The 11,735-nt window shown below is 64.3% G+C and carries 11 protein-coding genes and 1 pseudogene; 2 read left to right on the top strand and 10 right to left on the bottom strand.

The features are described 5' to 3' along the window. The coding region (locus QOJ24_RS21780; RefSeq protein WP_526265038.1) for a PAS domain S-box protein at nt 1-1,021 on the bottom strand (1,021 nt) is incomplete at its 3' end. Nucleotides 1,022-1,861: 840 nt separating this feature from the next. On the opposite strand from QOJ24_RS21780, the gene QOJ24_RS21775 reads away from it, so the two are divergent. After that, nucleotides 1,862-2,080 carry a hypothetical protein gene (locus QOJ24_RS21775; RefSeq protein ID WP_526265036.1) on the top strand — a complete coding sequence of 73 codons (219 nt, stop codon included), beginning with the start codon at nt 1,862-1,864 and terminating at the stop codon, nt 2,078-2,080. Nucleotides 2,081-2,555: 475 nt separating this feature from the next. On the opposite strand, the gene QOJ24_RS21770 is transcribed toward QOJ24_RS21775, so the two are convergent. The 6 genes from QOJ24_RS21770 to QOJ24_RS21745 all read right to left on the bottom strand — a co-directional run bounded on the left by QOJ24_RS21770 (nt 2,556) and on the right by QOJ24_RS21745 (nt 7,786). Beyond that, entirely contained in the window at nt 2,556-2,843 is a 288-nt protein-coding gene (locus QOJ24_RS21770; RefSeq protein WP_526265034.1) for a hypothetical protein, read from the bottom strand. A 286-nt stretch (nt 2,844-3,129) separates the two neighbouring features. Continuing rightward, nucleotides 3,130-3,402, bottom strand: coding sequence for a hypothetical protein (locus QOJ24_RS21765; RefSeq protein WP_526265033.1), 273 nt, complete (start codon nt 3,400-3,402; stop codon nt 3,130-3,132). Nucleotides 3,403-3,558: 156 nt separating this feature from the next. After that, entirely contained in the window at nt 3,559-5,100 is a 1,542-nt protein-coding gene (locus QOJ24_RS21760; RefSeq protein WP_526265031.1) for a GAF domain-containing sensor histidine kinase, read from the bottom strand. Nucleotides 5,101-5,160: 60 nt separating this feature from the next. Further along, nucleotides 5,161-5,901, bottom strand: a complete 741-nt coding sequence (locus QOJ24_RS21755; RefSeq protein ID WP_526265029.1) for a VIT1/CCC1 transporter family protein — start codon at nt 5,899-5,901, stop codon at nt 5,161-5,163. After that, nucleotides 5,898-6,812, bottom strand: a complete 915-nt coding sequence (locus tag QOJ24_RS21750; RefSeq protein WP_526265027.1) for an NAD(P)-dependent oxidoreductase — start codon at nt 6,810-6,812, stop codon at nt 5,898-5,900. Before QOJ24_RS21750 ends, QOJ24_RS21755 begins: the two co-directional genes overlap by 4 nt. Further along, complete coding sequence (locus QOJ24_RS21745) at nt 6,809-7,786, bottom strand: aldo/keto reductase (RefSeq protein WP_526265042.1); 978 nt, start codon at nt 7,784-7,786, stop codon at nt 6,809-6,811. Before QOJ24_RS21745 ends, QOJ24_RS21750 begins: the two co-directional genes overlap by 4 nt. Before the next feature lie 237 nt (nt 7,787-8,023). On the opposite strand from QOJ24_RS21745, the gene QOJ24_RS21740 reads away from it, so the two are divergent. Continuing rightward, nucleotides 8,024-8,410 carry a response regulator gene (locus QOJ24_RS21740; RefSeq protein ID WP_526265025.1) on the top strand — a complete coding sequence of 129 codons (387 nt, stop codon included), beginning with the start codon at nt 8,024-8,026 and terminating at the stop codon, nt 8,408-8,410. On the opposite strand, the gene QOJ24_RS21735 is transcribed toward QOJ24_RS21740, so the two are convergent. The 3 genes and pseudogenes from QOJ24_RS21735 to QOJ24_RS21725 all read right to left on the bottom strand — a co-directional run. After that, nucleotides 8,378-9,085 carry a response regulator transcription factor gene (locus tag QOJ24_RS21735; RefSeq protein WP_526265040.1) on the bottom strand — a complete coding sequence of 236 codons (708 nt, stop codon included), beginning with the start codon at nt 9,083-9,085 and terminating at the stop codon, nt 8,378-8,380. The genes QOJ24_RS21740 and QOJ24_RS21735 overlap by 33 nt on opposite strands. Before the next feature lie 166 nt (nt 9,086-9,251). Then, nucleotides 9,252-10,838: a FadD7 family fatty acid--CoA ligase gene (locus QOJ24_RS21730; RefSeq protein ID WP_526265023.1), complete on the bottom strand. Its 1,587-nt coding sequence runs from the start codon at nt 10,836-10,838 to the stop codon at nt 9,252-9,254. Between the two features lie 121 nt (nt 10,839-10,959). Then, nucleotides 10,960-11,735, bottom strand: a pseudogene (locus QOJ24_RS21725) (2-hydroxyacid dehydrogenase); the annotation flags it as partial.

The following is an 11,735-nucleotide window of genomic DNA, read 5'->3' as shown; positions in this document are numbered from 1 at the left end:
CCGCCACAGTGCAACGCAGGCCCATCTCGCGAAGCCGTGCGGCGATGGAGCCCGGCGCCTGCTGGACGTCCGAGCTGTCAAGTCGCGCGGAGCGGCCGGCCTGAATCACTCTCGTCGCGATGTTGTCGCCTTCCAACGTGTGGCGCTCGCCGACGACGGGCTTGTTCTTCATTTCCTGGTCAAGGTGAGACAAGGCCAGGACAGTCACTTCGTCGCCGTCGAAGCGGTTCACCGACGCGTTGCGCACCCCCAGGCAGCCGGCCATCTCGTGGGCCACCGTTGAGAACACCTCCGACGGGGGGGCCCCGCGCGCCACCAGAGTCGCGACTCGCCGCAGCCCGGCCTGCTGTTCGGCGAGCTCCCTTAGTTTGTCGCGCCGCGTCTCGGCGACGATCTGCGCTTGGTGCAACGCGGTTTGTTCGCGGCGACGTTCGGTGACGTCGCGGCCAACTGCGTAGAACAGGCCCCGATGCCACACGACGCTCCACTCGACCCAACGCTGGGATCCGTCCCTGCAGATCACGCGATCCTCGAAACGTACCGGCTCGGCACGGCCGGGCAGCTTTTCAAGCAAGGCGCGCACGTGATCTCGATCTTCGGGCACGACCAAATCGAGATAAGCGCGGGAAGAGATGTCGTCGAGTGAGTAGCCGAGTATCTGGCTGAACGCAGGGTTGATGCGGATGACCCTTTCAGGACCCGTGATGCAAAGCAGGTCGGGCGACAGGACAAAGAACCTCTCGCCCACCCGCGCCAGGCCCGCGAGTGCGTTTGCTACCAAAGCGACTACCAGAAAGATGCCGATCACCAACCAGCTCTGTGATTCCGCCACCATGAAATCGGTGGTCGGCCACATCCGGAAGTAAGCAAATGCAAGGGCGCTGGCGACCGACATCGTTGCGGCCAAGCCGAATCCCCACACCGTCGACACCATCAGAACGCCAACCAGGTAGATCGTGCCGAAGCGTCCGGTCGAATCGGTAGCCACGTTGAGCGCACACACGATGAGCGTCTCGACCATGATCAAGGCAGCTGCGACCGCAACGCCCAGCGTCACCGACGGAGCCTTCGGGCCGCTCAGCAGCGCAAGTAGGCGCAACCGCAAGATGCGCGGACCTAAACCTGCGTCGGAGCGGCTGCGCGCCAACCAGTCGCCCGGCATCCACGCCGAGCCAGGTTGCCGTGACTGCTTCTGCGTCACCAGGAAACTCACATCGCTCTGCGGCGGCTGTCAACCAGACGGGTAGAAGCCAGCATAGCCGCGCCCAGACCAGCGCTGGGGGATTCCTGCAAGGTACGGCAGATCGTCGCTCGATACCCACTGGCTGCAAGGCATAGATCCCGGCTCGCGGGAGTGCAAATTGGGTGTCAGCCGTGACGACATCTGTTTGCCAGAGCGCGATCATTGACGTCAACCGCTAGTGAGGAGCGTCACAATGACATTCGGCGTCGCGCTTACATGCGCAGCCCTTACGGGCTGGATTGTGGAGTGGGCTCAGCGTCAGTGCGAACGGTGGGCATATGAGCGGGACAAGGACCTATGAAGAATCCTGGGAGCGCCTCGGCCTCACCGGTTATGGTGTACCAGGCCAGCCATCGCGCGTGAATACACCGCCGGATCCTTGCAAAGTTTGGCAGCAGCTTGACACTCGGCGTTCATCTCGGCAATGAATTGGGCCCATCGGGACGATTCCGCCCTTGCGGCCCTGGGCGGAATCGTCAGAGCGAATGTCACGAGGATTATCAAGAAGGCGGGCCTACGCCGCCACCCGGGTTCGCGTTGCCGGAGTCGTTCGGCAGGATCGGATTGTAATACTCGCTCTGGAACGGGATTTGGGGATCCGCCCCCTCCGGCACCAGAGTGTCTCCCCCACTGGGCGAAGGTGCCGCGGTGGTGATGACGTTGTTGTGCGGGACCGGCAACGCTGCGGAAGCAGCGCTGGCCAAGGGCGCCAAGGCAATCGTCCCACCGATCGCGGTCGCGGACAATCACGGAGCCACGTACTTGATCATCTTCTTCATGGCGCTCCTACCATCTGTCACACCAGGACACGTCCAGCAGTTCGGTTGCCTGACGTAGGCCTTCGAGATGTTTTAGGTCCCGCCCCCTGCGTAAGGGAAGTAATCGACCTGCGGAGGCGCGTCGTTGATCTGAACGTTGCCGGGCGCCTGGCATTCGCTTTGCGTGCCGCCTAAGTCAGCGCAGGTCTGTTGATTCTCAGAGGAATGATTCTGGGCCGTCGGTGCGGCGGCGGCTATTGGCGCTGCGGCGAAGGCTACCGCGGCAGCTCCCGCGGCCAACAGGGGTGCGAGGTAGTTCAGTCCGAGTCGCATGGTGACGCTCCTTCGATGGTTGGACCACATGTATACGTTCCAGAATTGCGAATCGGCGAGCCGCTGTCGTCACTGCTGACACCAACAAGCACTTCCCGGCAGCCGGAATGACTTGAACCCGAAAGCATGTGAAAGGGCGCCGGGTGACAATGAGTGCCATACCCGGCGCCCCGCTAGCAGCGAAGTCGGACAACGCAGACTTATCGCACGGTCATGGACCGTTACCGGTGTCCACCGCCGTGACCCCCGGCGACGTGGCCCCCGCCGTATCCGTAACCGCCGAGAAGGAAGGCCTCGCCTCCGTAGGGGTAATAACTGACCGGCGGCGGCGAGTCGTTGATCTCAACATTGCCTGGCGACTGACACTCTGTTCCCGCGCCGCTCGCGCCGCAGGACTGCGCCGGCGCCCCACTGGGAGCAGCCGCGGCGGCAATCGGTGCGGCGACGATCGCAACAGCTGCGGCTGCCGCACCCAACACCGGTGTGATGTAGGTCAGTTTGATTCGCATGATGGCAACTCCTTCATAGTTGATTTTGCCTATCCGTGTTCCAGAATTGCTTTTCTGCCAACGGATGTCGTCACAGCTGACACCCATCCGTGGCGTGGCCAACTGGAATTTGTCTCTACCTGTCAGCATGCACCGCTCGAAGGCGGGGAAAGTCGGTCTCGGCAAGCGGATTTATGACAGATGGTCGGGTTTTCATGGGCGGGTTTGGGTTTCGCCGATCTGTCGGCATGTAATGAGGGCGGAAGCGGCGTTCGTGACGCCGCTTCCGCACAATCATTGGCCTCGATCAGCGGCCCCAGCCCCAGGGGCTCCAGCCCCATGGTTGCCAGCCCCAGCCGCCGCGATCGCCGTGGAAGCCACCGCGATAGCCACCGCCGTGAAAGCCACCGCCATGTCCGCTGCCGCCGTGGAAGGCCGCGGGGATGACTTGGCTCGCCACCGCCGGGGTCGGGCCGACCGTCTGTGCGGCTGCCGGCTCGGCGGCGGCCGTAGGTGCTGCGGCGATAGCGATCGCCGCAGTACCCGCGGCCAAGGCTCCTGTGATACGCGTGAGTTTCATTTGCATAGTTGCACTCTCTCGTGATGGCCGGCTTACCTGTTACCGCAAGCCGGCATATCTATCTCTTACACTTCCAGAGTTGCGCCGTAGCAAGGCTGTGTCGTCACGGCTCACACCCATTGGCGCGCCCCGCTAACCGGAATCGCCGGCCGCGGGTCAGGATTCCTCGGAGGGGATCGTGGCAAGGAGTTCCGTGCCGCTTCCGACGACACTGGAGATCCGCAGCTCCCCCCCAAGCGCCTCGACTCGGTCAACCAACCCGATGAGTCCGGACCCCTTGTGTGAGTCGGCACCACCGATGCCGTCGTCCCGAATCGACAGCCGCAAGTTCGGCCCGTCGGCTTCCACACTCACCTGCACCTCGGACGCTTGTGCGTACTTCGCAGCATTCGTGATCCCCTCCGCGACAACGTAATAGGCCGCCACTTCGACCGACTCGGGCAACCGTCGGTCGATGGCGACGCGAAGGCCCACAGGGACGGCGGAGCGGCGGCCCAGGGTCTTCAGTGCTGGACCCAGTCCACCTCTCGAAAGTATCGCGGGATGGATCCCGCGGGAAATCTCTTGGAGATCTTCCGATACACCCGTCAAACCCGTGACGACGTCAGAAAGCTTCTCCCGCAATGCATGCCATTCGGGTGGCAACGACGCCTCAGCCGTGCGCAGCTGGAGCCCCAACGACACAAGCCGCTGCTGGGCACCGTCGTGCAGATCGCGTTCGATTCTGCGCCGGGCGGCGTCAGCAGCCGCGACGATCCTGGCCCGCGAGGCGGTGAGTTCTGCGCGTGCGTCGGCGTTGGCAATCGCGGTCGCGACCAGGTCCGCGAAGTTCCCAACGCGCGCGTCGGTATCTGGCGGTAGCGGCACAAGTTGCGATGTTCCAACGACGGCCGCGCCCCATAGCCGGCCGTTTACCACGATCGGCACGCCGACGCCTCCGCGGAGACCCAATTCGTGGACGTATCGGACGTCCGAAGAGGGCGCATCCTCGTGGCTGTCTCGCCGGGCGGCGCGGCCCGTCTGGAACACCATTGCCGGGACGGTGTCGCCCTCGACCGAAAATCGCTTACCGATCGGTATCTTTTTCTGCGGCCCACGGTCGTCGTGGCTGGCGAGCAGAACCGCAGAACCGTCGGCCTCATAACGGACCAGAGTTGCGTGAGTGACTCCAAGGCACAGGGCCAACTCCTCCGTCACCGCTGAGAGCACCTCGGACGGCGGCACCGCCCGCGCGACCAGTGTGGCAATGCGTCGCAAGGCGGCCTGCTGATCAGCGAGCACGCCGAGCTCATCCCGGCTTTCCTCGGCCTCCTCGCGGCGCCGATTCGCCTCGGCGGCTCGTAATCGCGCCTGGCCGACAAGCACATTGGCCAACAGCGCGATAGGCACGAAGATGATGATCGCCACCGAGTCTTCGGTCGTGATGGGGAAGATGCTCCCGTCGGCGTCGAGATGGACGAATGCGTAGACAAGCGCGCTCACCAACGTCGTCGACACCGCCAGCCCGAATCCCCAGCCGGCAGAGACGACCAGAACGCCGAGCAGGAAGACGACGCCGAAGGGCACTCCCGGAAAGATCCGCTCGAGCAGATACACCAGAAGTGTCTCTGCGGCGAGGAAGGACGCGGCGACCACGATGCCGACTGCGAGCGGCGGGGCCGTGGGACGCACCAACAGGGCCATCAGGCGACCGCTCATCGCTCGTGAGCGTCGTCGCGAACTAACTGCGACCAACGCGCACCTCGATCACAGCCTCTCTCAAACCGTCGTTCCGACCATCTGACCGATGCCGTAAGTCACGAGCATTGCGAGCGCTCCGCCGAGCACTACGCGCAGGACCGCGCGCCTCTTGCGAGCCCCGCCTAAGACGGCACTCACCGTCCCCGTCAACGCGAGCGCGATCAATACCGACAGGAAGGTCACGGGGACGCGGGCGGCGACTGGCGGGAGCAGAATCGCGATCAGCGGAATGATCGCCCCCAGGGTGAACGCGACCGCCGACGACAACGCTGCCTGCGATGGATTGGACAAATCGTTTGGGTCGATACCCAGTTCGACGTCGACATGGGCGGCGAAGGCGTCTCGATCCGTGAGTTCCCTGGCGACCATGCGCGCCGTGACTTCGGTGAGTCCCTTCGCCGCGTAAAGTCCTGCCAGTTCTTCGAACTCGGCCTCGGGCATCTTCTCGAGCTCTTCGCGCTCCTGTTGGAGCAGCGCCCGCTGCGTGTCGCGTTGCGTGTTCACCGACACATACTCGCCGAGCGCCATCGAGACCGCGCCCGCTACCAGACCGGCCAGTCCCGCGGTGAAGATTACCGAGCCATTTGTCGTGGCGGCAGCCACGCCAACCACCAGACCTGCCGTGGACACGATCCCGTCGTTGGCCCCGAGCACCCCAGCACGGAGCCAGTTCAGTCGGTTGGCAATGTGGGACGCATGCGGTTCGATCGCGGGACGCGCTGCCTCGTTGCGCAATCCAACATCGTCAGACAACGTCATGTCGCGACGACTGTCAGGCGATCGCCGGGTGGCGATGCGGTGGTGGCGGCCGCCGTGACGGCGGAGGCGACGTCGTCGTCGCCATGGTCTCCAGCAATGGCCTGGTACCAACGCGGTAGCAAAGCGCTCGTCAGGGGAAGCTCCACACCATGCCGGTGGGCGGCGCTCAGTGCGAGCTCCGCGTCCTTGGTCGCGTGTCGCAACGGGAAGCCCGGGACGAACTCGCCGTCGAGCATCGCCGCGCCCTTTGCCAGCGCATAGTCCGAACTCATCGGCCCGTCGCCAACCGCCTCGAGCAGGACGCGCGGGTCGAGGCCGAGGGCTTCACTGAGCGTGAGGGTTTCCACCATCCCTTCGACGAGCACCGCCAACCAGTTATTGAGCGCGAGCTTGAGCCGGCTGCCGTCACCGGCGCTCGGTAGCCATAGCGTCTGATGACCGAGCACGTCGAAGATCGGCTCCACCTTGGGACGGACCGCTGTTGCACCGGAGGCGAGGATGACCAGTTCGCCCCTCTCCGCGGCGCCGGAACTGCCCGACACCGGGGCGTCGACGAACGCCACATCATGCCTGGCTACCAGGCCGGCGAACCGGTCAGTCCACTCGGCACCGACAGTGCTCATCTGGATCCAGATCGCCCCCGCTGGAAGCATCGACAGCGCCCCAGTCGGGCCAGTCATGACCTGCTCGACGGCAGCGCCGTCGGCGAGCATGGTGATCAACACGTCGGCGCCTGCGGCAGCATCCCCCGGGGTGGACGTGCGGCGCGCATCGACGCCCACCACCGCCGCCTTGGCCAGAGTGCGGTTCCATACGCGAACGTTGAACCCGGCATGGAGCAGGTTGCGGGCGATCGGAGCGCCCATCGTCCCAGTGCCCAGCACGGCGACAGTCACAACTGGCTGAGTCATGGCATGCCCTCCGGGGACGGTCCGGCGACGGGCGTGGCGTCGGCCATGATCTTGTCGATTTCATCCAGATCCGAGTCGCACAGCGATATTTCGGCTGCACTGAGGCTGTCCTCGATGTGACCGACCTGCCGGGCACCGACGATCGCGACGTTCACGGCGGGGTTCGCGAGCGTCCATGCGATGGCCAACTGGCTGACCGTAATGCCACGGTCAGCTGCGACCTTCTCCAAGGCGCGCACCGCGGCCAGGTTGCGACGGTATGTGTCGCCGGCGAAAACCCCGCTCGTGCCGCGCCAGTCACCAGGATCAAAGGCGGTGTGCGCGCCCAGCGTTCCGGTGAGTAGCCCGTGCGCCAGCGGCCCGTACACCAGTACACCGATGTTGCTGTCGAGGCAGTACGGCAGTACGTCGTCCTCGATCTCACGGCGGAACAGGTGATAAGGGGGTTGAAGGGTCTCAACCGGCAGCGTGGCTGAGAATTCGGCCATCTGTTCAGCGTCGTAATTTGAGACGCCGGCATGGCGGATCTTGCCTTCGGTGATGAGATCGCGCAGGGCGTCCGCCGTCTCGGCCACAGGCACCTTCGCATCGGGCCAGTGCACCTGGTAAAGGTCGATGTGGTCGATACCCAGTGCAGTCAGGCTTGCCTCCACCCCTTTACGTAGCCACTCGGGGCTTGCGTCGCGAACGAGGCCGTAATCGGTTTGGCGTAGGCCGCCTTTGGTGGTGATGACGAGCTCGTCGCGGGCACCGACAAGCTTGTGGCGCAACGCCCTGCCGAGGATGCGTTCGGATGCGCCGAAACCGTACGCCTGAGCTGTATCGAAGAAGTTCACACCCAGATCCCGGGCGCGCCGAATTGCCGCCACGGCCGCGTCCTCGTCGAACTTGCCCCAGTCGCCCCCAAGTTGCCAAGTGCCGAAGGCGATTCGCGACACTTCGAGCTTGCTTCGTCCCAATACCGTGTTCTTCATGCCGCTCCAATCTCGCCGAGTCTCGACAGGCCTGCGTCTGCGTGGTTGTATGCCAGCGTTGCGCACAGAAGAACCTGTGTCGCTACCGCTAATACCAATCGATGCCCCCGGTAGGGGGAATCTGCGCATACCTGCCAGCTGGAGCTTGTGCCCGCGGGTCAGACGTTTGGTGTTAGTAGGAATGCGAAACGGCACTCAACACTGCGAAGCTGATCCCATGCTGCTGCGAGGTTCCCGATGCGCTGTCTAATCGTTGATGACAGCGCGGGTTTCGTCGACGCCGCGCGCGGCCTGTTGGAATGTCAGGGCTTATCGGTCGTCGGCGTGGCGTCCGGCGGCGGCGAGGCGCTGCGGTTGTTCGAGGAACTACGGCCCGACGTAACGCTGGTCGACATCAACCTCGGCGGGGAGAGCGGCTTCGAAATCGCTGAGCAACTCCATCGAGTTGGCGGGTCGACCCCGTCGCCGGTGATATTGATTTCCACCCACGCCGCCCAGGACTTCGCGGACATGATCGAATCCAGCCCGGCCGTCGGCTTCCTATCCAAGTCCGTCCTGACCGGCGCGGCCATCCGCGATCTCGTCGGTGGGTCAGCACGCGTCGAGAAAGGTAACCACCGCTAATACCCGGCGGTGATCATCGCCGGCCTCCGGCAGGTTCAGCTTGGTCAAGATGCTGCGCACGTGCTTTTCCACAGTGCCCTCGGTGACCCAAAGCCGGTGCGCGATGCCTGCATTGGAGCGTCCCTCCGCCATCAACGCCAACACCTCGCGCTCCCGCGCACTGAGGGCCGCCAACGGATCATCGCGCCGCCGCGCCGACACCAGCTCAGACACCAACGCGGGGTCGATAACCGACGCCCCCTTGGCGATCCGCTCCAACGTCTCCAGGAAATCCGTCACATCGGTTACCCGACTCTTAAGCAGGTAACCGATGCTGTGCCCGCTGCCCAACAACTCCATCGCATGCTCGACCTCTACGTGCGCCGAAAGCATCAAGATGGCGACTTCGGGGAACTCCTCGCGGATTACCCGCGCTGCATCGAGCCCCTCAGTGCTATGCGTTGGTGGCATCCGAATGTCGGCCACCACCAACTCCGGCGTGTGCTCGCGAACCAACGCGAGCAGTTGCTCACCGTCACCGGCCTGGCCCACCACATCGATCCCCGAACGGTCCAACAGGCTGGCCAAACCCTCCCGAAGCAACACATCGTCATCGGCCACCACCACCCGCACCGCGATCACCACCTTCTGGGCCGGCTCGACTCCGTTGCTGGTCTTGACTCCAATACCGAACATCACTTACTGAAAATGGCCGACCGCTCCGTGATTCATACTGCACCGATCGGATACCGACCGGAGCGAGGATCGACCAATACTGAAGCTGGCAGGTATCCCCCGGTCGGGCTGGCGGGGTCTGGCAAGCGCCCTTCGCTCCAGATCTGGTGGACATCAGAGACCCCGTTCAGCGTGCGTATTGGTCCTCCACCGCTCGCCGGTCAATCGCGCCTTTGGCGGTGTGAGGCAAGGCCGCAACGACTTCGAGCGGCTCGGGCATTTCGAAGGAAGACAGCCTGCTGTGGCACTCCTGCAGGATGGTCTCGGGTCCGATTCTCTCGTTCTCGGACACCACCACGACCGCGCCGACACGTTCTCCGTACGTCGGGTCGGGGACCGCAAAGGCCGCCGCCTCGATGACACCATTACATCCGGCGAGGATGGCCTCGACGTGCTCGGGCGAGATCTTTTCGCCGCCCCGATTGATGATGTTCTTGATGCGGCCGGTGATAAACAGATACCCGTCCTCGTCCACTGAGCCCAGATCACCCGTGCGGAACCAGCCGCCTGCGAAGCTGCGCGCCGTACCGGCTGGGTTGTTGAGGTAGCCGCGCGCGACTGTCGGCCCGTGCGCCCAAACCTCACCCACGACGCCGGCCGGGCACATGTGGCCATCCTGGTCGGCGACGCGAAGGTCCACTCCGGTCGCCCGGCCGACCGATCCGGGCTTCGCGGGTCCGCGGAGTGGTTGGCTGGCCGCCTGGTGTGTGGTTTCGGTCATTCCATACGCGGAGAGCACGGGCGCCTGGAAAGTACGCTCCATCCTCCGCGCCGTCGACATGTCGAGCGGGGCACTGCAGCTGCGCACGAAATTCAACGGCACTTCCTGCGCGCCGGGGTAGTCGCCCGCTGACCGCTGCAAGAGGATTTGATGGATGGTGGGAACCGCGGTGAACCACGTGGCTGCCGCGGCGCGCATATCGTCCCAGAACGTATGCGCCGAGAACCTGCCGCGCTCAGGCAACAGCACGCATCCGCCGCTGGCTAGCGAGGACAGCAGCACCGCGAGCAAACCATGACCGTGGAAGAGCGGCATGACCGCCACCGTCGCGTCTTCGGGACCCAGCTCGTAGCTCCGACAAATGGCCCTCACGGAGGCGGTGAGGTTCGCATGCGTCAGCGGCACCATTTTGGCCTGGTCTGTGGTGCCCGAGGTGAAAAGGACAATGGCGTCATCTTCAGAGAGGTCGTCAACCGCACCCCTAGCGCGTCGCTCTAGACCCGCGCCGATTTCGAGAGTGGCCGTCGCGATGCCGCCGGCTGCAACGTCCACCCGCACATCGCATGTCGCAATGGGGAACTGCGCCAGCGGCGCGGAGCCGACCGCGCGTGGGCCGACGAGGATGCCCTGTGCCCCCAGTCTCTCGAGCCGGGCGGCCATCTCCGACTGGGGCAGTGCGGGATCCAGCGGAGCGATTACCAACCCGGCGCGTGCCGCCCCGAGGAGCGCCACCACGAACTCGACATTATTGGCACTGATGAGGCCAATGGCGTCCCCTTTGCGCAGCCCTGCACTGCGGAGGCGGGCGGCCATGTCGTTGACCAAGGCGGCGAGGGCGCCATAGGACAGAGGTATCCGATCCTTCGTCAGGACAAGCGCCTGCTCTTGCGGACGATCGACCACGTGCCGATCGAAGAGATCGACCAATCCTGTGATCGCCGGCGCCACATACATATTCGCGCCGCCAACGCCTCGCTCAGTGAGAGCGGTCATGCCCACCTCCTCCTCGCAAACGGTCACGCTTTCGCCTGCCATAAGCAGGGTGAGGGACAGCCGGCGCGTGCAATACGGACTTGTGAACGGCCGATAACAGACGGCTATCGCTTTCGACCGGCCTGAATTGCGGCGGCACGATCGGCGTGGTCAGCGTCCCACGCGTGAGGTACTGGTCGAGATTTCGCAACACCAGCTCCCTCATCATCGAGAGGCTTCGCACTGTCACGCCGCCGATGTGTGGTAGCAGCACCACGTTGTCGAGTCGACATAATTCCGGTGGAACATAAGGTTCGTCGGTGAAAACATCCAGTCCAGCGCCCGCCAGCCGCCCCGAGACAAGCAGTTCGACGAGGGCATCCTGATCCACGACGCTCCCCCGCGCGATATTGATGACATAGCCGTGCGGCCCAAGAGCTTCCAAGACCGCACGACTCACAAGTTGTTCGGTCCCAGCGCCTCCAACGGTTGCCACCACCAGCACGTCAACGGACTCAGCGAGCGCAACAGGCGAGGCGAGGTAGCGGTAGGGAGAGCCAGGCATTTCGTGGCGGTTGTGGTACGCGATGGCACAGCCGAAGGCGACCAGCCGCGCGGCGATCGCTGAGCCGATGCGGCCGAGGCCCAAGATCCCAACTCGTGAACCGCTCACGTCACGGCCCGAAGGATACTTGCCTTCGCTGAGCCAACCGCCGGCTCGAACATGGCGGTCTGCTGTGCACAAGCCACGCATCGTCGCCAGCAGCAGGCCAACGGCTGTGTCGGCAACAGAGTCGTTGAGCACGTCGGGGGTGTTGCTGACTCCAATACCGAGCCGGTACGCCGCGTCGACGTCGATGGTGTCGTAGCCGGCTCCGTGGTGCACGATGGCGCCGAGGTTGGGCAGCGCCTTCATCA

This window comes from Mycobacterium sp. (assembly GCF_032159775.1).
Classification (GTDB): domain Bacteria; phylum Actinomycetota; class Actinomycetes; order Mycobacteriales; family Mycobacteriaceae; genus Mycobacterium.
This window is presented reverse-complemented; position numbering and strand designations above follow the sequence as displayed.